16 protein-coding genes are annotated in these 21,593 nt (G+C 74.7%); 4 read left to right on the top strand and 12 right to left on the bottom strand.

The features are described 5' to 3' along the window. The first annotated feature begins 28 nt into the window (after positions 1 to 28). Positions 29 to 1,117, top strand: a complete 1,089-nt coding sequence (locus ACIQI7_RS17645; RefSeq protein WP_401110610.1) for a ThiF family adenylyltransferase — start codon at positions 29 to 31, stop codon at positions 1,115 to 1,117. A 615-nt stretch (positions 1,118 to 1,732) separates the two neighbouring features. Further along, entirely contained in the window at positions 1,733 to 3,115 is a 1,383-nt protein-coding gene (locus tag ACIQI7_RS17640) for an ABC1 kinase family protein (RefSeq protein ID WP_401110607.1), read from the top strand. A gap of 122 nt (positions 3,116 to 3,237) precedes the next feature. On the opposite strand, the gene ACIQI7_RS17635 is transcribed toward ACIQI7_RS17640, so the two are convergent. From ACIQI7_RS17635 to ACIQI7_RS17620, 4 genes are all read right to left on the bottom strand, one after another. Further along, positions 3,238 to 3,636: a hypothetical protein gene (locus tag ACIQI7_RS17635; protein WP_387750007.1), complete on the bottom strand. Its 399-nt coding sequence runs from the start codon at positions 3,634 to 3,636 to the stop codon at positions 3,238 to 3,240. Continuing rightward, entirely contained in the window at positions 3,633 to 4,001 is a 369-nt protein-coding gene (locus ACIQI7_RS17630) for a WhiB family transcriptional regulator (RefSeq protein ID WP_374120130.1), read from the bottom strand. The genes ACIQI7_RS17635 and ACIQI7_RS17630 overlap by 4 nt, the downstream gene beginning before the upstream one ends. Positions 4,002 to 4,171: 170 nt before the next feature. Then, positions 4,172 to 4,618, bottom strand: a complete 447-nt coding sequence (locus tag ACIQI7_RS17625; protein ID WP_401110602.1) for a hypothetical protein — start codon at positions 4,616 to 4,618, stop codon at positions 4,172 to 4,174. 273 nt (positions 4,619 to 4,891) lie between these two features. Continuing rightward, positions 4,892 to 7,159 carry an ATP-dependent DNA helicase UvrD2 gene (locus ACIQI7_RS17620; RefSeq protein ID WP_401110599.1) on the bottom strand — a complete coding sequence of 756 codons (2,268 nt, stop codon included), beginning with the start codon at positions 7,157 to 7,159 and terminating at the stop codon, positions 4,892 to 4,894. Positions 7,160 to 7,323: 164 nt separating this feature from the next. Here ACIQI7_RS17620 and ACIQI7_RS17615 point away from each other — a divergent pair, with 164 nt between their 5' ends. Further along, on the top strand, positions 7,324 to 7,581 hold the full coding sequence (locus ACIQI7_RS17615) for a mycoredoxin (protein WP_387749999.1): 258 nt from the start codon (positions 7,324 to 7,326) through the stop codon (positions 7,579 to 7,581). A gap of 125 nt (positions 7,582 to 7,706) precedes the next feature. Here ACIQI7_RS17615 and ACIQI7_RS17610 read toward each other — a convergent pair whose 3' ends face one another. The 6 genes from ACIQI7_RS17610 to ACIQI7_RS17585 all read right to left on the bottom strand — a co-directional run bounded on the left by ACIQI7_RS17610 (position 7,707) and on the right by ACIQI7_RS17585 (position 15,695). Next, complete coding sequence (locus ACIQI7_RS17610) at positions 7,707 to 8,546, bottom strand: GntR family transcriptional regulator (RefSeq protein ID WP_401110595.1); 840 nt, start codon at positions 8,544 to 8,546, stop codon at positions 7,707 to 7,709. Positions 8,547 to 8,820: 274 nt separating this feature from the next. Further along, entirely contained in the window at positions 8,821 to 9,762 is a 942-nt protein-coding gene (nudC, locus tag ACIQI7_RS17605; RefSeq protein ID WP_401110592.1) for an NAD(+) diphosphatase, read from the bottom strand. 70 nt (positions 9,763 to 9,832) lie between these two features. Continuing rightward, positions 9,833 to 11,236, bottom strand: a complete 1,404-nt coding sequence (locus ACIQI7_RS17600; RefSeq protein WP_401110590.1) for a dipeptidase — start codon at positions 11,234 to 11,236, stop codon at positions 9,833 to 9,835. 132 nt (positions 11,237 to 11,368) lie between these two features. Continuing rightward, positions 11,369 to 14,236: an FtsX-like permease family protein gene (locus ACIQI7_RS17595; RefSeq protein ID WP_401110587.1), complete on the bottom strand. Its 2,868-nt coding sequence runs from the start codon at positions 14,234 to 14,236 to the stop codon at positions 11,369 to 11,371. Further along, the gene (locus ACIQI7_RS17590) at positions 14,233 to 14,997 is read right to left on the bottom strand and encodes an ABC transporter ATP-binding protein (protein ID WP_401110585.1); all 765 of its coding nucleotides are present in this window, start codon (positions 14,995 to 14,997) and stop codon (positions 14,233 to 14,235) included. The genes ACIQI7_RS17595 and ACIQI7_RS17590 overlap by 4 nt, the downstream gene beginning before the upstream one ends. Positions 14,998 to 15,068: 71 nt before the next feature. After that, positions 15,069 to 15,695: a PadR family transcriptional regulator gene (locus ACIQI7_RS17585; protein WP_401110583.1), complete on the bottom strand. Its 627-nt coding sequence runs from the start codon at positions 15,693 to 15,695 to the stop codon at positions 15,069 to 15,071. Between the two features lie 85 nt (positions 15,696 to 15,780). On the opposite strand from ACIQI7_RS17585, the gene ACIQI7_RS17580 reads away from it, so the two are divergent. Further along, complete coding sequence (locus ACIQI7_RS17580) at positions 15,781 to 16,752, top strand: endonuclease/exonuclease/phosphatase family protein (RefSeq protein ID WP_401110581.1); 972 nt, start codon at positions 15,781 to 15,783, stop codon at positions 16,750 to 16,752. 6 nt (positions 16,753 to 16,758) lie between these two features. Here ACIQI7_RS17580 and ACIQI7_RS17575 read toward each other — a convergent pair whose 3' ends face one another. Further along, a complete protein-coding gene (locus tag ACIQI7_RS17575; RefSeq protein ID WP_401110579.1) occupies positions 16,759 to 17,964 on the bottom strand; it encodes a PP2C family protein-serine/threonine phosphatase in 1,206 nt (401 codons plus the stop codon). Positions 17,965 to 18,155: 191 nt separating this feature from the next. Beyond that, on the bottom strand, positions 18,156 to 21,551 hold the full coding sequence (locus ACIQI7_RS17570) for a UvrD-helicase domain-containing protein (RefSeq protein ID WP_401110576.1): 3,396 nt from the start codon (positions 21,549 to 21,551) through the stop codon (positions 18,156 to 18,158). Positions 21,552 to 21,593: the final 42 nt, after the last annotated feature.

The following is a 21,593-nucleotide window of genomic DNA, read 5'->3' as shown; positions in this document are numbered from 1 at the left end:
TCTGGAAACGATCGGAAGGGAGATCGTCGTGCGCCTCGCCCTCAAGCCCGCGCTGTCCCGCAGCTGGCGGGACTCGGAAACCCTGCAGTTCGGCACCGTCACCCGGTTCGCCGGGGTACTCGGCAACGCCGACAAGACCCTCTGCGACTTCCTCGCGCTGCTCGACGGGACGCGCGACCGACCGGAGCTCCTCGACGAGGGCGAACGCATCGGGCTCGGCCGCGAACCGGCAGACGCCCTGCTCACCGGGCTGGAGGAGACCGGCCTGCTGGACGACGCCGAGGCCGGCACCCGGGCACTGGCCCGCTTCCCCTCGCAGCAGCGGGCCGTCCTCGAACCGGACCTCGCCTCGCTCTCCCTGGTCCACTCCGGCCCGGGTGCCGCACCGGCCGTCCTGGGCCGCCGGGCCGACACCCGGATCGAGGTGCGCGGCGCGGGCCGGGTCGGCGCCGCCGTGGCGGCGGTGCTCGCCGCCGGCGGCACCGGGACGGTCACGGTCGCGGACGGCGGCCGGGTGAAGCCCGGCGACTGCTCCCCCGCCGGGCTGACGCCCGGGGACGTCGGACGGCTGCGCTCGACGGCGGCCCGGGAGGCGGTGCAGCGCGCCGCCGGCCGGCCTCCGGCCCCGGTGCCCCGGCGCCGGCCCGGGGACCCGCCACCGGACTTCGTGGTCCTCGCGCCCCGGGACGGCAGCGCCGCCTTCGCGGGCGGGACGTACGAGGCCCGGCTGCTGCTGCGGGCCGGGGTGCCGCACCTCTACGTGGGCGTGGTCGAGGAGTTCGGCATCATCGGGCCGCTGGTGATCCCCGGGATGTCGGCCTGCGGGCACTGCCTGGTGCTGCGGCGGGAGGACGAGGACGCCGCCTGGCCACGGGTGCTGGCCCAGCTGGCCGACGGAGGCCCCGGCCGGGCCCGTACCCCGGCGTGCGACACGGCGCTGGCGACGGCGGTCGCCGGCTTGGCGGCACTGCACGTCCAGGTGTTCCTGGACGGCGGCCGGCCACCGAGCGTGGACGGCTGGTGCGAGGTCTCGGCCGGGGACGGCATGCCACGGCGCCTGCGGCTGCGCGGGCACCCGGACTGCGGCTGCCTGTGGCAGCCGCTGCCGCCGGCGTGAGGAGCGGGGACGGAGGAGCAGGAGGAGCAGGACCGAACTGACGGGAGCAGGCCCGGCGGCTGCACGGCTCGGCAGCCACCGGCCTCCCCACGGCACCACGGGCACCCACCCGGCCGGACGAGCCGACGGCCAGGTGAGCCCGTGGTCCCGACCAACCCCGGACCGGGGTCGACGCCCCACGGGGGCGGGCACGAGAGGCCTTCCGAGGCCCGCGCCCTGCCCCGGGCAGGGCGTGGGCCTGCACACGGGAACGGGGAAGCCACCACTCGGGGCACGAGGCGGGTGGGTGGATGGGTGGGCAGGGCGGTGGGTGGTGGGTGGGTGTGGCGGGTGGTGGGTGGTGAGGGTGGGTGGGGGGAGGGGGGAGGGGGCCCCGGGAAGCAAGCAACGTCACAACTTTCCTCCGCGCAGGAAGTCGGCCGAGCCGACTTCCTGCGCACACCCCCCGGAAACCACTCCCGCCCCACCCGGACCAAGCTCCCAACTCCCCGCGAAGGGAGGCCGCTCCCGCCCCGCCCCGCGGAATTCCGGCGGGCGCGTAGCGGGGAGCGGGCACAATGGCGTAGAGATGGTCGGCCGCCCGGAACCGGGGGGCCATGGGAATGGAGGCCCGGGGTGAGCGATCTTCCGCGCAAGGCAGTGACCCGCACGGCACGGCTCGCCGCCCTGCCGCTGGGGATAGCCGGCCGCGCCACGCTCGGCCTGGGCAGGCGGATCGGCGGCCGCTCCGCCGAGGTGGTCACCGCCGAGCTCCAACAGGCCACCGCCGACCAGCTGTTCAAGGTCCTCGGTGAACTCAAGGGCGGGGCGATGAAGTTCGGGCAGGTGCTGTCCGTCTTCGAGGCCGCGCTGCCCGAGGAGGTCGCCGGGCCGTACCGGGCGGCGCTCACCAAGCTCCAGGACGCCGCTCCCCCGATGCCCGCCGCCAAGGTGCACACCGCGCTCGCCCAGCGGCTCGGTGACGACTGGCGCGAGCTGTTCCGGGAGTTCGACGACCGGCCCGCGGCCGCCGCCTCGATCGGCCAGGTGCACAGGGCGGTCTGGCACGACGGCCGCACGGTCGCCGTCAAGGTGCAGTACCCGGGCGCGGGCGACGCGCTGCTCGCGGACCTCTCGCAGCTGAGCCGAGTGGCCTGGCTGCTGGGCCCGCTGATTCCGGGGCTGGACATCAAGCCGCTGATCGCCGAGCTGCGCGAGCGCGTCTCGGAGGAGCTGGACTACGAGCTGGAGGCACAGGCCCAGCGCCGGCACGCCGAGGAGTTCACGGACGACCCGGACATCGTGGTGCCGCGCGTGGTGGCCCAGGCGGACCAGGTACTGGTCACCGAGTGGATGGCCGGCACCCCGCTGGCCGAGGTGATCGCGGGCGGCACCCAGGAGGAGCGCGACCGCGCCGGGCAGCTACTGGCCCGGTTCCTGTTCGCCGGCCCGTCCCGGACCGGTCTGCTGCACGCCGACCCGCACCCGGGCAACTTCCGGCTGCTGAAGGACGACGGCCCGGTGTCGGGCTGGCGGCTGGGCGTGCTGGACTTCGGCACCGTGGACCGGCTGCCCGGCGGGCTGCCCGCGCCGATCGGGGCCTCGCTGCGGATGGCGCTGGCCGGGGACGCGGCGGGCGTGCTCCGGATGCTGCGCGAGGAGGGCTTCGTGAAGCCCTCGGTCCGGCTGGACCCGGACGCGGTACTGGACTACCTGCTGCCGATCATCGAGCCGGCCGCGGTGGAGAACTTCCACTTCACCCGGACCTGGATGCGCGCCCAGGCGGCCCGGATCGCCGACCCGCGCTCGCCCGCCTACAACCTGGGCAAGCAGCTGAACCTGCCCCCGGCGTACCTGCTGATCCACCGGGTGACGCTGAGCACCATCGGGGTGCTCTGCCAGCTGGGTGCCAAGGCGCCGTTCCGCGCGGAGATGCTGGAGTGGCTGCCGGAGTTCGCCGACCACCGGCCGGCGAGGTCCACCGAGCCCGACGAGCCCGCCCGGGTCCGCGAGGACTGACCCCCGGCGCCGCGACAACGGCCGCAGGCCGCTCCCCCACCAAGGGGAGCGGCCTGCGGCACGACGGGGGTGGACCGGAGTCCGGCGAGGGCCCACGAAGGACACGGGCCCACGGGGGCGCTCTACATCAGCGCGACGGCGAGCGCCTTGCGGGCCCGCATCGAGGCCCGCTCGGCCCGCTGCCTGAGCCTGCGGGCCCGGATGACCCGGGTGACGAGCCGTTGGTTCTCGGCCTCGTGCAGCCTGTCTTGCATATGGGCACGGGCCAGGGATTCGTGGAGGAGTTGCATCTCGAGGATCCTGTTCTGGGTCTGGAGTTCGGTGGCCTGCTCGGCGCGGGCGGTGGGATCGACGGCGGCGGGGTTCATGTCGTGGTCCTGCTCGTGGTGCTTGCTCGGGAACGGGATGCGGGCTGCGGCGTCGGCCTTGGCGGCGGCGATCCGCACGGATCGGCGGAGGGCGCTGTCCAGCGGGGGCTGCTCTCCCCTGCGGACGGCCCTGGGCTCGTCGGCGGGGTTCACGCCATGACCTCGGTCTTGCGCGGACGGCCACGGGGACGCTTGCGGGCCACCACGACGCCCTGGACGAACAGCTCGCCACCCCAGACGCCCCACGGCTCACGCCGCTCCAGTGCGCCGGCCAGACAGGCGTCCTTCACCGGGCAGGTGCCGCAGAGGGACTTCGCGTACTCGACGTCGGCCGGCGTCTCGGCGAAGAAGACCTCGGGGTCGAAGGCGCGGCAGGGGATGGGGAGACCGAGGGACTCGGCCTGCTCGATCGAGCTGAGCTGCATGGAAGGAACCTCCGGGGGGTCGGCCTGGTCGGCCTTGGTGATCTGGCTTGTCGGCGGTACGGACGGGGTGGGCGGTGTGATGACCGTGGACACTGTGGGCGTCTTCCTCGTCTTTTCTCAGTGGTTCCGGCCCAGGGGACTGGTGGTGCTGGGCCGGAGGCCCCGGAGGGCCTGGGTGGTCTTGCGTACCGGACAAAACAGAAGGGCCGCGGATCCCGGTGTGACGGGTTCCGCGGCCCTGGAGGTGCCGACCTGAGGCTGGCTCAGGTTCGTTCTCTCCAGGGTTCAGGGCCGCGGAAGGCCCGCATCCGGATGGCCATGGCGCCGATGAAGGCGGCCTTGGCCTGGTTGATCTGCTGCTCGTTCTGCTTCTGGGCGTTTTCGGCACCGATGACCTGCGCATAGCCGCCATGCATGGCGGCGGCTACGGCCGCCTTCGGTGCCTGGATCGGTCGCTCATCGCGCGGGGAGCACGACGTGCCGACCGACGCCCAGTCACGGGACAGACCGGTCTCGACAAAGGTGCCGTCGACGCTCCTGCTGCCCGTGAAGCACAGATCAGTGTGTCCAAGACCACTGACAACGGGGGCGACGGAGACACCGGTGGTGTCGAGACCCAGACCGGTTCCACCGAGCTCGGCGAGCGCCCGCAGACGGGCGGCACGCAGGGAGGCAGCGACAACGGTCTGGCCAGTCATTTTGGTGATCATGATGTTTCCCACTGTCTTCGCCTCCTCTCGGCGTCTCGCGGAGCCTGGTCTCCCTGGCTCCGAATGTTCGGATGTCTGTCTCGGTGAAGCTCTCGGGCGAGGGGCGTGGGCACAGGTTTCACCCCGTGCGACCGCGTCCCCTTGACCGCTCCGGCAGGCTATTGCGCTCCCGGTACGCGGCGCAAACTATTTTTCACGCGAGTTCTTCGGCACGTCACACATCGGGTTGCGCAGCCCTCGAAAAGCGGCCCCCTGGACCGCGCCCGGACCGGCTCACGCCGGATCGACCGGACCGCCGTCCTCGACGTCGTCCGGATCCTCCTCGGGCTCCTCCCCCGCACACAACGAGAGCACGGCCGCCCCGTACTTGTCCAGCTTCATGGCCCCGACCCCGGAGATGGCGGCCAGCTCGCCGCGCCCGGCGGGCACGTCCTCGGCGATCGCCATCAGCGTGGCGTCGGTGAACACCACGTAGGCCGGCGCGCCCTGCTTCTTCGCCTGCCGGGCCCGCCACTCGCGCAGCCGCTCGTACAGCCCCTCGTCCATCGTGGACGGGCAGCTCTCGCAGCGGCGCAGCTTGCGTTCGACGGCCTCGGTGAGCACCTTGTCGCAGACCCGGCACTTGACCGGTCCGCGGACCCGCCGCGCGGCGGAGCGTTCGCCGGGCTCGACGCCCCCTCGCCCGCCGCGTGCGCCGGTGCGCGCGCCCGGGGCGGCGGACCCGGGGCGCAGCCCGTCCAGGAAGCGGCTGGGTTTGCGGCTGGCCCGGCCGCCCGGGGAGCGGGAGAGCGCCCAGGAGAGGCTGAGGTGCTTGCGGGCGCGGGTGACGCCGACGTAGAGGAGGCGGCGCTCCTCCTCGACCTGTTCGTCGGTCTTGGCGTAGATGATCGGCAGGGTGCCCTCGGTGAGGCCGACCAGGAAGACGGCGTCCCATTCGAGGCCCTTGGCGGCGTGCAGCGAGGCGAGCGTGACGCCTTCGACGGCGGGCGCGTGCTGGGCGGCGGCGCGGGCGTCCAGTTCGGCGACGTAGGCGGCGAGGTCGGTGGCCTGGCCGGCCTCGGTGCGGGTGCGTTCGAACTCCTCGGCCAGCCGGACGAGGGCGGCGAGCGACTCCCAGCGGTCCCGGACGGCGCCGGAGCCGGCCGGAGGTTCGGCGGTGAAGCCGCGGGTGGCCAGCACGGCGCGGACCTGGCCGGCCAGGTCGGGGGCGCCGTCGGTGAGCGGGTCGGAGGCGGCCCGGGCGGCGCCGCGCAGCAGTACGCCGGCGTCGCGGACCTCGGGGCGTTCGAAGAACCGTTCCGTACCCTTGAGCTGGTAGGGGACGCCGAGGTCGGCAAGGGCCTGTTCGTAGACCTCGGACTGGCCGTTGGTGCGGAACAGCACGGCGATCTCGCTGGCGCGCACCCCGGCGGCGAGCAGTTCCCTGATCCGGCGGCCGGTGGTCTCGGCCTCGGTGGGCTCGTCCTCGTACTCGGTGTAGACGGGGTCGGGGCCGGCCTCGCGCTGGGAGACGAGTTCCAGGCGGTGCCGGGCGGCCTCGCCGCGGGCCTGGGCGAGCAGTCCGTTGGCGAGGTGGACGACCTGGGGGGTGGAGCGGTAGTCGCGGACCAGCTTGACCACCGTCGCCCCGGGGTGCCGGTTGCGGAAGTTGAGCAGGTAGTCGGGGGTGGCGCCGGTGAAGGAGTAGATGGTCTGGCTGGCGTCGCCGACGACGCAGAGGCTGGCGCCGCCGTCGGGGCCGGTCCACTGGTCGAGCAGGCGCTGCTGGAGCGGGGAGACGTCCTGGTACTCGTCGACGGTGAAGTGCCGGTACTGGGAGCGGACCTGGTCGGCGATGTCCGGGCGGTCCTCCAGGATGGCGGCGGTGAGCAGCAGGACGTCCTCGAAGTCGATGCTGCCGCGGCGGCTCTTGGCCTCCTCGTAGACGCGGTAGACCTGGGCGGTCTCGGCCGGGTCGCGGGGGGCCTCCCGGCCGGACTTGGCGACGGCGACGGGGTAGTCCTCGGGGGCGGTCTGGGTGACCTTGGCCCATTCGATCTCGGCGGTGAGGTCGCGCAGTTCGGTGCGCTGGACGCGCAGGCCGCAGCGGCCGGCCGCCTCGGCGACGAGTTGGACCTTGCGTTCGAGGAGCTGGGGGACGGGGCCGCCGACGGCGCGGGGCCAGAAGTACTGGAGCTGGCGCAGGGCGGCGGCGTGGAAGGTGCGGGCCTGGACGCCGTCGGCGCCGAGCTGGCGCAGCCGGCCGCGCATCTCGCCGGCGGCGCGGGCGGTGAAGGTCACGGCGAGGACCTGTTGGGGGTGGTAGACGCCGCTGCGGACGCCGTAGGCGATCCGGTGGGTGATGGCGCGGGTCTTGCCGGTGCCGGCGCCGGCCAGGACGCAGACGGGGCCCTGCAGGGCGGTGGCGACGGCGCGCTGCTCGGGGTCGAGCCCGGCGAGCACGGCGTCCGGGCCCGTGGCGGCGCCGGGGTCGGCCCAGGGGGAGCCCTGGGGGCCGTCGTACGGGCTGCCGCTCAAGAGGTCTTCCTGCATGCGTTCCATCCTCTCAGCCCGGTGGGACAACGCGGACGGAGTTGTCCACAGGCCCGGTCCGATCGCAGGATGATCGCTCCGCACGACGGTCGACGGCGGGCCGGAATGCCCGCCGCCCGGTGGACGTTCCCTCCGGAGACCGTACGCACCCCTCTTCCGAAGGAGCCCCCTCGATGTCCGGCAGCGTGACGATGTACAGCACGACCTGGTGTGGGTACTGCAACCGGCTCAAGAGCCAGCTGGACCGTGAAGGCATCGGCTACACCGAGATCAACATCGAGGAGGACCCGGCGTCGGCGTCCTTCGTCGAGTCGGTGAACAACGGCAACCAGACCGTTCCGACGGTGCTGGTGACGCCGGCCGGCGGGGGCGAGCAGGTCGTGATGACGAACCCGAGCCTGCTGCAGGTCAAGAAGGCCCTGGCGGCCTGAGCCGGTCGGGGCGGAGCCCGCAGGACGCCCGATCAGGCCCGCGCCGGACCGGGCTGAGCCCGTAGGACCCGAGCCCGTAGGGCGCGGGCCCCGGCCCGTCCCCGCCGGGCCGGGGCCGGCGCGCGTCACGGCGCGTCGGCCCGGGCCGGGTCGACGGGCGCGGCGGGCGCGGGCAGGGTGGTGCGCGCGCCGAGGTCGCCGACGCCGTAGACGAGCCGGCTGCGGTCGGCCGAGTAGCGGGTCTCGATGACCCGTACGGGCCCGCGCCGGTCGTAGGTGACGCGGGTCTGCACCATCAGCGGGACGCCGGGCCCGCCCTGGAACCACTGGGCCTCCTCGGGGCCCGGCATCCGCGCGACCAGGTGGTCCACCGCGCCGATCTCGGTGCGTCCGAGGGTGGCGAGCACCGCCTCGTCGCCGCCCTCGACCGGGTCGGGCTCCATCAGCGGGGTGCCGGCGGCGAGGCCGGCCCGGTAGTGGCTCTCCTCGATGGAGTACGGCTCGCGGTCGAGCAGCCGCAGCTGGCGGCGGACCACGATGGCCTCGCCGGGGCGCAGTCCGAGCCGTTCGGCGATGTCCACCCGGGCCCGGACGATCATCATCTCGAAGTCGGTGCCGAGTTCCCGCCCGGCCTCGGCGGCCTCGCCGAGGTAGACGGCGGAGGGCGTGGCGAGGCAGTCGCGCGGGGCGGGGGTCAGGCCGGGCCCGTAGGCGCGGTGGTCCAGGACGGGGTGCTCGCGCAGGTACGTGCCCTTGCCCTGGAGGCGGACCAGGCGGCCCTCGTTGACCAGGACGTCGACGGCGAGCCGGACGGTGTTGCGGGCGACGCCGTACTGGCGCTCCAGTTCGCTCTCGACCGGCAGGGCGGCGTCGGCGGTGAACTCGCCCTCGGCGATCCGGCGGCGCAGGTCCGCGGCGAGGCGCTGGTATTTGGGGGATTGGGCGGTGCCCCGGGGGATTGTCACCCTCGTGAATGTAGCGAGCGGGGTGAGCCGGTTTCAGCCGTTTCCGGCAATATCGTCCGAGCGGGTTGACTTCGCGCCCGCACCGGCCCCTCCTGGTAGCAGAACTGGCCCGTCCGGATACGAACAGCTGGTCGTGGTGAATTCGGGAAGGGATTGGAGAGAAAAAGGGGGGCGCATGGAATTTGCCACGCGCCCCCTTTTCCTGCCTCGGGGCCGCCGGTCCGCCTCCAGGACTACCAGCGCGCCTCCGGGACCACCGGCCCCGCCGCCGGGACTACCAGCGCGCCGCCGAGGGCAGCGGCTCCCCGTACCAGAGCTCGACCAGGTGCCGTGCGATCGAGATGCCGGACGGCGGCAGGATCTCGCCCGCCGCCATCCCGGCCCGCAGCTCCTCGCGGGAGAACCAGCGCGCCTCGGCCAGCTCCTCGCCGTCCACGGTGATCTCGGTGCCGCCGGGCAGCGCCCGGCCCGTGAAGCCGAGCATCAGGCTGGACGGGAACGGCCACGGCTGGCTGGCGACGTAGCGCACCTCGCCGACCCGCACGCCCGCCTCCTCCTGCACCTCGCGGGCCACCGCCTGCTCGATCGACTCCCCCGGCTCGACGAAGCCGGCCAGCGTCGACCAGCGGCCCTCCGGCCACAGCGCCTGGCGGCCGAGCAGGCAGCGGTCCTGCTCGTCGGTGATCACCATGATCACCGCCGGGTCGGTGCGCGGGTAGTGCTCGGCCGCGCAGGAGGTGCAGCGCCGCACGTGCCCGGCGCCGGCCTTCTCGGTCGGGTGCCCGCAGCGCGAGCAGAAGCTGTGCAGCCGGTGCCAGTGCTCCAGCGCCACGGCGTGCACCAGCAGCCCGGCGTCCCGGTCGGACAGCAGCCCGCCGACCTCGCGCAGCCCGGCCGGGCGGGCGTCGCCGTCCAGCCGCCCGGGCAGGCTCTCGCCGGCCAGCGCGAAGTACGAGACGCCGTCCTCGTCGGTGCCGAGGAAGTACCGGTCGCCGTTCTGCGGCGCCTCGAAGGAGGGCAGCAGCACGAGTTCGGTGCCCTGCGCGGTGTCGACCACGAAGGCCTCGCCGCCGGCGATCGGCAGGACCCGGGTGTTGGGGTGGCTCCAGGCGGCGGCCAGCCAGGGCTCGTCGAAACGGTGCTCGGCCGCCCGGTCCACCCCGGACCGGGCCAGTGCCAGGTGCAGCGGGCGCTCGGTCTCAGGCACGGTGCTCACGTCTGTTCCATCCCCACGTGGTGAATCATCCGGATGAGTGATCTGGCTTCCGTGGTGCGCACGGCGGGGGTCATTCCCCCGGCCGGAAGTTCTCGGCCAGGTCGCCCCAGAGGTAGGCGGCGGTCTCCACGCCCTTGGCCAGCAGGTCCAGTTCGACCTTCTCGTTGACCGAGTGCCAGCCGTCCGAGGGCACCGAGATGCCGAGGAACAGCACCGGCGCGCCCAGCGCGTCCTGGAGGTCGGCGGCGGGGCCGGAGCCGCCCTCACGGGTGAAGAGGATCTTCTGCTCGAAGGCCCGTCCCATCGCGCGGACGGTGGACTGGAGCGCCGGGTGGTCCAGCGGGGTCAGGCAGGGCCGGGTCGCGCCCGGGAAGACCAGCTCGTACCGGACGCCCTCGGGCACCCGCTCGGCCACCCAGGCCCGGACCGCGTCGCGGACCTTCTCCACCTCCTGGCCGGCGACCAGCCGGAAGGACAGCTTGAGGTGCGCCGAGGTGGGGACGATGGTCTTGCCGCCGGGGCCGGTGTAGCCGCCCCAGATGCCGTTGACCTCGGCGGTCGGGCGGGCCCAGATCCGCTCCAGGGTGGAGTAGCCGGCCTCGCCGCGGGTGCCGTACGACTTGGCGACCTTCAGCCACTGCTCCTCGTCGAAGGGCAGTTCGGCGAAGAGTTCGCGCTCGCGCTCGGTCAGCTCGACGACCCCGTCGTAGAAGCCCGGGATCGCGACCCTGCGGTCGGCGTCGTGCAGGGCGGCGGCCAGCTCGGCCGCGACCTGGGCCGGGTTGGGGACGGCGCCGCCGAAGGAGCCGGAGTGGATGTCGGTGTCCGGCCCGTAGAGGTCGATCTGGGCGTCGGCCAGGCCGCGCATGCCGGTGCAGACGGTCGGCGTGGTCGCGGACCACATGCCGGTGTCGGAGATGACGACCACGTCGGCGGCCAGCCGCCCGGCCTCGCGCCGGATCAGCGCGGGGAAGTTCGGCGAGCCGGACTCCTCCTCGCCCTCGATCAGCAGCTTGAGGTTGACGGCCGGCGCGGTGCGGCCGGTGGCGGCGAGGTGGGCGCGCACGCCCAGGGTGTGGAAGAACACCTGGCCCTTGTCGTCGGCGGCGCCGCGCGCGAACAGCCGGCCGTCGACCACGGTCGGCGTGAACGGCTCGGTGTCCCAGCCGTCCTCCCGGGCCGCGGGCTGCACGTCGTGGTGCCCGTAGACCAGGACGGTCGGCGCGGACGGGTCCCCGGAGGGCCACTCTGCGAACACCGCCGGCAGGCCGTCGGTCTCCCACACCTCGGCCACCGGGAAGCCGGTCGCGCTCAGCTTGGCGGCCAGCCACTCGGCCGAGCGCCGCACGTCGCCGGCCCGGTCCGGGTCGGCGGAGACCGACGGGATGGCCAGCCACTCGGAGAGGTCGGCGAGGAAGGCGGCCTGGTGCTGGTCGATGTAGGAGCGGACGACGCTGTCCGGGGTTCTCGTCATACCGACGACTGTAGTTCGCCCGTGCGGGTGCCCGCCCCGGCGGTCCGGCTGCCGGGCGCCGTCGGGGCTGTAACGTCCGTCACCCCCGCCGCGGCGGTGCCGCGGACGGGGGTGGCGCAGACGGTTCCGGCCTCAGCCGGAACGGCGCAGCAGGGTGATCCGCGAGCGGGTCATCAGTGCCGCGAGGGCGGCCGCGAGCAGCGGCAGCAGCACGACGGTGGCGGCGACGGTGGGCCACGGGAAGACCAGGGTGGCCTTGTTGGCGATCTCGTCGGCGCTCATGCCGGGGTACGTGCTCGACGCGGCGTCGACCTTGCGCAGTGCCACGCCCGGCACGACGCCGCAGGCCACGCCGAGCAGGGCGCCCATGGCGGCGATCACCCCGCACTGGAAGCCGGACAGCGTGCGCCGGATGCGGGGTTCGGCGCCGACCGCCGCGAGGGTGCTCAGGTCGCGCTGGGAGTCGGCGGCGGCCAGTCCGGTGGCGATGCCGGCCGCGCCGAGGGCGACGATGGCGGCGAAGACGTTCAGGCCGAGGCTGACCAGGTCGGCCTGGGACTCGTAGCCGCGTTCGATCTTCATCACGTCGTGCTCGCTGAGCTTGGCCAGCGCGCCGTCGGTCCTCTGCTGGGCGCTGTCGGAGGGCACCGCGGCGGGCAGCCAGACCGATCCGCCCGGGGCGGTGCTGAAGCCGAGCCGGGCTGCGGTGGCCGGGCTGATCACGGCCTGGCCGGGGGAGCGCAGCGAGGGCTCGGCGAGCACGGCGTCCACGGCGGTCTCGGTGCGCACGGGCTTGTCCCCGGAGGAGCCGCCGGTGCTCTCGGTGCCCGGGAGGGTGTACTCCAGGGCGACCTTGCCGTCCTTGAGGTAGCGCGCGTCGAAGACCACGGCCTTGCCGTCGGCGAGGGCCTGGACGGCCTTCGGGTCGGTGACGCCGTAGAGGTTGCGCAGCAGGGTGGCGTCGCCGGCGGACAGCGGGGTGAAGGCGACGCCGCGGCGGTCGTTGGTGTGGCAGCGCTCGTCGGCCTCCAGGATCCGCTCGCGCTCGGCGAAGGGGAGGTCGACGCCCGGGAGGAGGGCGGGGCAGCGGTCCTCCTTGGGCACCTCGACGCCGATGTAGCCGCAGTAGCCGTCCTCGGAGCAGTCGCCCTTGGGGTGGACGCGCTGGACGTCGGCGCGCGGGCCGAGGTCGGGGATGCCGTGTTCGATGGCCTCGCGCATCTGCGGCAGCAGCTTGACGTCGGCGGGGTCCAGCCAGCCGGTGCCGAGCATGACGGCCCCGGGCGGGCCGGAGGCGACGTAGTCGCGCCGGTACTCCTCGTCGAGGCTGTCCATGTAGAGGCTGACCGCGACGGAGCCGGCGACGGCGGCCATCACGGCGGCCACGGCGGGCGCGGTGCGGCCGCGGTGGCGCACCGAGTCGCGCAGGGCGAGCCGGGGGCCGAGCGGCAGCCAGCGGCCGAGCCGGCCGAACAGGCCGACCAGGTGGGGCACCAGGACGACCATGCCGAGTTCGGCGAGGGCCGAGCCGCCGAGGACGGCGAAGCTGCTGTTGCCGATGCCGTTGGTGGCGCCGTACAGGGCGAGGGCCGCGCCGGTGCCGAGCATCAGCAGGCCGAGGACGGCGAGCCTGCGGCTGGGGGGCTTGAGGGTGTCGCGGCCGGTGAGCGCGGCGACGACGTCCTGGCGGGAGGCCTGGACGGCGGGCACGACGGCGGCCAGCAGCCCGGTGACGAGGCCGACCAGGAGGACGCCGAGCAGGTCGAGCGGCGAAATGTCGAAGTGGCCGAAGCGCTGGCCGGAGTACTCCTCGGCCTGGGTGCGCAGCGCGGCGACCAGGCCGATGCCGAGGCCCAGGCCGGTCAGGGCGCCGGTGACGCCGAGGACGATGCCGCCGCCGAGGACGACCGCGCGGACGTTGGCGCGTTCACCGCCGGCCGCGGCGAGCAGTCCGAGCTGCCGCCGGGAGCGCCGGGCCCCGACGGCGAAGGCGGGGCCCGCGAGGAGGACGATCTCCAGCAGGGCCATGCCGACGACGGTGGCGAGGACGACGACGTCGCGGCGGTTGAAGTAGCTGGTCCCGTCGCCTCCGCGCGTCCTCGACTCCGCGTAGTACGGGACGTCGGCGCGGGCCGGCGGGTCGGTCAGGACGGCGCGGGAGGTCAGCAGGAAGCCGTACTCGTTGACCTCGGTGACCTCGTGCCAGTCGAGCACGGCTCCGGCCGGGAGCTTGACCAGCCAGCGGGTGGGTCCGTCGGGGCCGGCCGGGCCCTTGGCGCCGCCCGACGGCGTGGGGAGCCGGTCGATCAGGGTGCCGGGGCGGGCGGTGATCTCGGTGGTGCGCAGTTCGCCGGGGTACTCGTAGACGCCGGTGATGGTGAAGGGGTTGCCCTCCAGGCCGCGGACGGCGGTCCGGTCGCCGATCCTGAGCCCGGAGCGCTTGAGGAAGTCCGAGGTGACGGCGGCCTCGGTGTCGGCGGTGGGGGCGCGGCCGTCGATCAGGTCGAGCCGGCCCCGCCAGACGGGGTCGGTCAGGTCGGCCTCGGCGATCCGGGTGGTGAGCAGGCCGTCCCTGCTGCTCGCCGCGGTGTACGGGGCCTGGCGTTCGGGCACCAGGGTGGCGCCGGCCGGGAGCAGTTGGCGGGCGAGGTCGGCGGGGGCGGTGTCGAGGGCGCGCCGCTGGGCGGCGGTGTACGCGGGGGCCTGGCCCTCCTTGGCGTCGTCCTTGGGGCTCTGGACGCTGAAGCCCTTCTCGGGGTCGGGCGCCTGCTTGACGGAGGAGCCGCGTTCGACCAGTTCGAGTTCGCCGGCGGCCTGGCCCATGATCCGTACCGCCTGTTGGGCGGGGGACAGTTCGGCGCTGCGGAAGACCACGTCGGCGCCGGTGACGCCGAGGACGGGCAGGGCGACCATGGCGACGACGAGGGCGCTGCGGCCCTTGGCGCGCAGGGCGTCTCGGCGGGCTATGCGCAGGGCGACCCGCCAGGCGCTGAGCTTCACTCGTCCACCTTCTGGCTGTTGGTGGCGGCGGCGACGAGCAGGCTGGCGGCGTCCTGGCTGGCGGACTCGTCGACCATCCGGCCGTCGCGCAGGAAGACGACCCGGTCGGCCCAGGCGGCGTGCCGGGCCTCGTGGGTGACCATCATGGCGGCGGCGCCGGCGTCGCAGCGGGCGCGCAGGACGGCGAGCACGGCCTCGCCGGTGGTGGAGTCGAGGGCGCCGGTGGGTTCGTCGGCGAGGACCAGGCGGCGGTCGCCGATCAGGGCGCGGGCGATGGCGACGCGCTGCTGCTGGCCGCCGGACATGTCGTCGGGGAAGCGGTCGGCGAGTTCGGGGATGCCGAGTTCCTCCAGGGCGGTGAGGGCTTCGCGGCGGGCGGCGCGGGTGGACAGCCCGTCGAGTTCGCGCGGCAGCGAGATGTTCTCGGCGGCGGTGAGCGCCGGGATCAGGTTGTAGTCCTGGAAGACGTAGCCGACGGAGCGCCGGCGGACCTGGGCGAGCTTCTTGCGGTTGAGCCCGCCGAGGACGACGCCCTCGACCAGGACGCGGCCGCCGCTCGGGGTGTCGAGGCCGCCGGCCAGGGTGAGCAGGGTCGACTTGCCGGATCCGGAGGGGCCCATGACGGCGACGAACTCGCCGGGGTGGACCTTGAGGTCGACGCCGCGCAGGGCCTGGACCTCGGCGGCGCCGTGGCCGTGGACGCGGGTGACGTTCTCCAGGTGGAGCACCGGCGTCTGCCGGGCCTGTTGGGTGTGGGACACGAATTCCCCCCTTGTGCTGGGTGTGCGCTCGGAGTCGGGGCCGAGCCTGGTGGTTCGGGTGCCGCGGGGGCTCAGGTGCGCAGGCGGCGGCCGCGTTCGGCGGGCGCGGCACCGTCGCGGGCGGCCCCGGCGGTTCGGTTCTGCAGGAGTTCGGCCTGCTGGGCGAGCCGGGTCTCGCAGTGGTCGAGCCAGCGGATCTCCGCCTCGGTCTGGAAGATGAGCTGGTCGAGGACGAGCAGCCAGGCGAGGTCGTTGCCGGCGGAGGGCGCCGTGCCGGGGCGCTTCTCCCCCGCGAGGGCCCGGCCCTTGAGCCGGGTGTAGTCCTGGAGCGCCTTGATGCTGTGCCGGCGCTGGCCCTGGACGACGGCGGAGACGTCCACGCCGGGGACGGTCACCGCCATGGCGAGCTTGATCGCGAGTTCGTCGCGCGGGGGGCTGGTGCGGGGCACCGGGGTGTCGAACCAGGTCCGCAGTTCCTCGCGGCCGGCGTCGGTGGCGGCGTAGAACTGGTGGCCCTCGTCGTCCTCCCCGGCGGGTTCGACCAGGCCGTCGCGTTCCAGCCGGGACAGTGTGGTGTAGACCTGTCCGACGTTGAGCGGCCAGGTGGCGCCGGTGCGCGCCTCGAACTCGGTGCGCAGCTGGTAGCCGTAGCGCGGGCCCTGGTCGAGCAGGGCGAGCAGACCGTGACGGATGGACATACCGAGTATGTATACCCGGTATGCCCTACCGCCTCAAGCCGGGACCGGGACCGCCCGCCCCGGGGAGCGGGTACCGTCGTGCGGTGTGAGCCAGTTGCGTATCGCCACCTTCAACCTCCTGCACGGCCAGCCGCTCGCCCCGGACGGCGCCCCGCGGCCCTACCCGTCCGACGCCGGCGCGCCGTTGGCCGACGCGGTGGCCGCGCTGGACGCCGACGTGCTGGCGCTCCAGGAGGTGGACCGGCACCAGTCGCGCTCCGGCGGCACCGACCAGGCGGCGGTGGCGGCCGCGGCGATGGGCGCCAAGGACTGGCGCTTCGCCGCCGCGCTGCACGGCAGCCCCGCGCCGGTGGCGGGCTGGGTCCCGGAGCCGGCCGGCCCGAACGGGCTGCGGGTGTACGGGCCGGACGACGTGGGCGACGGCGCCCTGCCCTCGTACGGGACGGCGCTGCTGACGAGGCTTCCGGTGCGGCACTGGCGGGCCCGGCGGTTCGCCCCCGCCCCGTTCGGGCTGCCGCTGCGGGTGGCCGGGCGGCGCGGACTGACCCCGGTGCCGGACGAGCCGCGCGCGGCGCTGGCGGCCGTCCTGGAGGGCGAGCGCGGGCCGTTCACCGTGGTGGCGGCGCACCTGTCCTTCGTCCCCGGCTGGAACATGGCGCAGCTGGCCGGCATCCGCCGCTGGATCGCCGACCTGCCCCAGCCGTACCTGGTGCTGGGCGACTTCAACCTGGTCGGCGCCGTGCCGCGCACGGTGCTCGGCGGGGCGGCGGCGCTGGAGCGCACCGCGCCGCGGGCGCGGGTGCGCGAACTGCGGGCGGCCCGGCGGGCCCGGCCGGCCCTGGCCGAGCCGCGCCGGCGCCGGGTGCGCGAGCCGCGCGCCCGCCTGCAGGGCTGGTACGACCTGGCGCGCACGCCGACCTACCCCTCGCACCGGCCCGCGGTGCAGTTCGACCACGTGCTGGCGATCGGCGTGCCGCGCACGGCGGTCGGCCCGGCCGCGGCGCCGCGCGCCGCGGTGTCGGACCACCGGCCGCTGCTGGTCGAGGTGTCCCTGTAGCGGCGGCTACGGGGACGTCAGGACCCCGGCCTGCTGGGGGATGGTGGCCGCGGCGGGCGCGCCCTCCTGCCCGAGCGTGGCCGGGGGGTCGAACTGGAGCAGCAGCATCGCCGCGTCGTCGCCGAGCTGGCGTCCGACGTGGCGCACCACGTCCTCGTGCAGGCGCTGCAGGACGTCGGCCGGGCGGCCGGCGGCGCAGTGCGGGAGGCGGTCGGCGAGCGGGTAGAAGACGCCCGCGCGGTCGCGGGCCTCGATCACCCCGTCGGTGAACAGCAGCACCCGGTCGTCGCCCTGGAGCGGCAGCCGGTGCACCGGCGGGCGGACGTCGGCCGGGTCGAGGACGCCCAGCGGCGGTACGGTCTCGGCGAGTTCGAGCGCGCTGACCTCCCCGCCGCGCAGCAGCAGCGGGGCGGGGTGGCCGCAGTTGACGATCTCCGCGGCGCCGTCGGGCCCGACGCCGATCAGCACCAGGGTGACGAACTCCTCCTCCACGCCCGGGTGGTCGTTCTCGTGCAGGGCGCGGTCGAGGCTGACGGCGAGCCAGCCGGCCACCCGGTCCAGGGCGGCCTCCTGGTGGGCGGCCTCGCGGAAGGCGCCGAGCACGGCGGCGGCGGTCTCCACCGCGCCGAGGCCCTTGCCGCGCACGTCGCCGACCACGGCCCGCACCCCGTGCCGGGTGTTGACCACCTCGTAGAGGTCGCCGCCGATCCGGGCGTGGGCGGCGGCGGCCTCGTAGTGGACGGCCGCCCGGACGGTGCCGACCCGTTCGGGGACGGGCCGCAGCAGCACCCGGCGGGCGATCGAGGCGACCAGCTGGGCGTCGGCCAGCGCCCGTTCCTGGCGCAGCCTCAGGGTGGCGCTGACCCAGCCGATCGTGGCGACGAGCAGGATCGCGAAGACGCTGGCGGCGTGCACGGACTCGCCGAGGGTGTCGCCTCGGAAGGCCATCAGGAAGGCCGCCGCCTCGGTGCCCAGACCGATGGCGAGCGGGTACCAGGTTCGGCGGCTGACCACGGCGGCCAGCGCGGGTACGGCGGTGAGGGCCGGTTCGACCGTCACCTCGGTGCCGCTGAGGTAGTCGAGGGCCACGATCAGCACCATGCCGATGAACGGCAGCGCCAGTGCCGTCCTCGGCCAGGTGCCGGTCGCGCGCGGCGCGGGCCCCGGGGTCGGCCCGGTGAACCGCTCTCTGATCCATCCGGTCGCGCTCAACTTCGGTCTCTCCAGCAGAAGACGCCGATGCCCGGGGGCACCTGCGGTGATGACTGAGGGTCAGGGAATACGGGCCTCGCTGGCGGCCGGAGCTCGGGGGTTGACCGGTTACCGACCCCACAATAGGCGCGAAACGTGCACGACGCACAGGTTTCGGGCACTGGCGTGATGACTTGGATGCTCTGCGTGACTCAATAGTCACTGTTCCCGATCAGGAGCCGTTCCAACTCTTTTCGGTCGGGAAGTCCTGTCGGACGGACGATCCGGCCGCTGCGGACGTACAGGAACGAAGCCGTGACCTGCTCGGGATCGACGCCCGCGTGCTCGGCCCAGGCCAGCCGGTAGACCGCGAGCTGCAACGGGTCGGCGGTCTCCTCCCGGTGGGTCTTCCAGTCCACCACTTCGTAGCGTGACGCACCACCGGATTCCGACAACGCGTCATCCTCCCGGTAGACCGCGTCGATCCGCCCCCGCACCACCCGGCCCGCCAGCACCAGTTGGAACGGCGCCTCCACCCGGTGGGGTTCGCGCCGCGCGTACGGGGTGCGCAGGAACGCCTCCTTGAGCCGCTCCAGGTCCTGCTCGTCCTCGATGCCGTCGTCGTCGGCGCCGGGCAGCGCCCCGGGCTCGACCAGCAGCAGCGGCTCGATCCGGGACTGCACCCAGGCGTGGAAGCGGGTGCCGCGCCGGGCCGCCGGCTGCGGGGGGCGCGGCATCGGGCGGGCCAGCTCGTGCGCGAAGCCGTCCGGGTCGGCGGCCAGCCGCAGCAGCTGGGTGGCGGACAGCGCGGCGGGCAGCGGCACGTCCCGCGCGGTGCGCCGGGAGCGCTCCAACTCCCCCAGCAGCGCGGTCAGGTCACGGTCCCAGGAGGCCACCTGGCGCCGCTCCTCGGGGGCCAGCTCATCCGCCTCGGGCCCGCCCTGGGCCGAAGGGACCGCCGGCGCCGGGCCCACCGGCAACGGGCCCCCGGGCGCCCGGCCGACGGCCCCGGAGGCGGCCGGGCGGGCCACGGGCCCGGCCAGCCGCGCGCGCACCACCTCGGCGACCCGGCGGCGGGCGTGCTGGGCGGCCGGGTCCAGCGGCAGCGGCCACGGGCGCTCGACGGGGGCGGCCAGCGCCGGGTTCTCGGCCCCCTTCTCCGGCTGCTCGGCCCAGTGCTCGACCTCGCCCGCGCCGGGCCGCTCGCAGTGCTCGCGCAGCGCTTCCAGGAAGGCGGACGGGCCGCGGACGGTCTTCTGGCTCGGCCCCCACCAGTGCCCGGAGGCCAGCAGCAGCGACCGGGGCCGGGTGAACGCCACGTAGCCCAGGCGCAGTTCCTCGACGCCGGAGTGCTCGGCCAGCTCCTTCTTGAACGCCGTCATCGACTTCCCGTTCCACCCGCCGCGCACGTCGGGCAGAGTTCCGGCGTCGCCGCGCAGGGCGTGCGGAAGCACCCGCTTGGTGCTCGTCCAGCGTTCGCGCGGGCTCGATGACGGGAATGCGCCCCGCACCAGGCCGGGGACGGCCACCACGTCCCACTCCAGGCCCTTGGACTTGTGCGCGGTGAGCACCTTCACGGTGTCCTCGCCGCCGGGCAGGCTGCTGTCCAGGCCGCGCTCGTACTCCTGGGCGGCGCGCAGGAAGCCGAGGAAGGCGGCGAGGCCCGGGTCGCCGTCGAGGTCGGCGAAGGAGGCGGCGACGTCCAGGAAGGCGTGCAGGGTCTCCCGCCGGCGGGCGGCCAGGGCCTGCGGGGAGGCGGCGAGCTCGACCTCCAGCCCGGTGACGGACAGCACCCGGTACAGCACGTCCATCAGCGGGTCGGCGAGCGAGCGGCGCAGTTCGCGCAGCTCGGCGGCGAGCCGGGCGAAGCGCACCCGCGCCTCGGCGGAGAACGGCAGGTCGTCGGGCTGGTCCGGGTCGAGGAAGGTCTCCACCGCGTCGGCCAGCGAGACCACCTCGGTCGGGTCGGTCTCGGCGACGGCCGCGGCCAGCGCCTCGACGCCCTCGGGCCGGTCGGTCCGGACCAGGTCGGCGGCCCGGCGGCCGAGCAGCGCGAGGTCGCGCGGGCCGATCCGCCAGCGCGGGCCGATCAGCAGGCGCACCAGCGCGGCGTTGGCCGTCGGGTCCTGCAGCACCTCGCAGACCGCCACCAGGTCGGCCACCTCGGGCAGCTGCAGCAGCCCGCCCAGGCCCACCACCTCGACCGGCACCTCCCGGGCGACCAGCGCGGCGTGGATGTCCGGGAAGGCCGCGCCGCCGCGGCACAGCACGGCGATCCGGCCGGGCGCGGTGCCGGTGCGCACCAGGTGGGCGATCGAGTCGGCCAGCCAGTCGATCTCCTCGGCGTGGGTGGGCAGCAGCGCCGCCCGCACGTAGCCGTCCTGCTCGGCGCCGGGGGCCGGGCGCAGCGCCTCCACGCCCTCGTGCATCTCCCGCAGCGGGGCGGCGAGTTCGTTGGCGAAGGCGAGCAGCCGGCCGCCGCTGCGGCGGTTCTCGCTGAGCGCGTAGCGGTCGGCGGGGCGGCCGTCGGCCTTCGGGAAGTGCCGGGGGAACTCGTCGAGGTTGGCCACCGAGGCGCCGCGCCAGCCGTAGATCGCCTGGCAGGGGTCGCCGACGGCGGTCACCGGGTGGCCGCCGCCGGTGCCGCGGCGCGGGGTGCCCTCCGGGCCTGCGCCGTCGTCCGGGCCTGCGCCGTCGTCCGGGGTGCCGTCCGGGCCTGCGCCGCCGGGGACGGGCGCCTCCGGTCCGGCGCCGAACAGGCCGGCGAGCATCAGCCGCTGGGCGACCGAGGTGTCCTGGTACTCGTCCAGCAGCACCACCCGGAACTGGCCGCGCAGCAGCTCGCCGACCTCCGGGCGCTGCTGGGCCAGGCGCGCGGCGGCGGCGATCTGGTCGCCGAAGTCCATCAGCCCGGCGGAGCGCTTGCGGCGCCGGTAGTCCTCGACGAGGCGCAGCAGTTCCAGCCGGGCCCGGGCGGTGGCCGGGACGGCGCGCAGGTCGTCGTTGGTCAGCTTGACGGTGGCGAGGGTGTCCAGCAGCCGCTCGTCGAACTCGCGCAGCGTCTGCGGCTCGACCAGGTGCTCGGCGAGTTCGCCGTCCAGCGCGGTCAGGTCGGCGACCAGGTTGGCGAAGGTGCCGGTGAGCGCGGGGAACGGGCCGCGGGCGGTGCGCAGCACCTTGGCGGCGAGCTGGAAGCGGGTGGCGTCGGCGAGCAGCCGGACGTCCGGTTCGATGCCGATCCGCAGGCCGTGCTCCTTGAGCAGGCGGCCGGCGAAGGCGTGGTAGGTGGAGATCTCCGGGTCGCCGAGCGGTTCGGCGGCGTCCCGGTCGGCCACGCCGGCCCTGAGCAGGGCGGCGCGCACCCGTTCGGAGAGCTCGCCGGCGGCCTTGTTGGTGAAGGTGAGGCCGAGCACCTCCTCGGGCCGTACGGCGCCGGAGCCGACCAGCCAGACCACCCGGGCGGCCATCACGGTGGTCTTGCCGGAGCCGGCGCCGGCCACGATCACGGCCGGTTCCAGGGGGGCGCCGATGGCCGCCATCTGCTCCCGGTTGAACGGGATCCCCAGCAGCTCCTTGAGCTGGTCGGGATGGCTGAGCACGGCGGTCACCCCGCAACCGTAACCGGAGCGGCGGACAATCCCGTCCCGCCG

The organism is Kitasatospora sp. NPDC092039 (assembly GCF_044756065.1).
In the GTDB taxonomy this organism is placed as follows: domain Bacteria; phylum Actinomycetota; class Actinomycetes; order Streptomycetales; family Streptomycetaceae; genus Kitasatospora.
This window is presented reverse-complemented; position numbering and strand designations above follow the sequence as displayed.

Bases quoted from the DNA above. Each gene is read 5' to 3' on its own strand.
- ACIQI7_RS17585 (WP_401110583.1), bottom strand. From the start codon at position 15,695: ATGTCCATCCGTCACGGTCTGCTCGCCCTGCTCGACCAGGGCCCGCGC.
- ACIQI7_RS17625 (WP_401110602.1), bottom strand. From the start codon at position 4,618: ATGATCACCAAAATGACTGGCCAGACCGTTGTCGCTGCCTCCCTGCGT.
- ACIQI7_RS17620 (WP_401110599.1), bottom strand. From the start codon at position 7,159: ATGGAACGCATGCAGGAAGACCTCTTGAGCGGCAGCCCGTACGACGGC.
- ACIQI7_RS17615 (WP_387749999.1), top strand. From the start codon at position 7,324: ATGTCCGGCAGCGTGACGATGTACAGCACGACCTGGTGTGGGTACTGC.
- ACIQI7_RS17600 (WP_401110590.1), bottom strand. From the start codon at position 11,236: ATGACGAGAACCCCGGACAGCGTCGTCCGCTCCTACATCGACCAGCAC.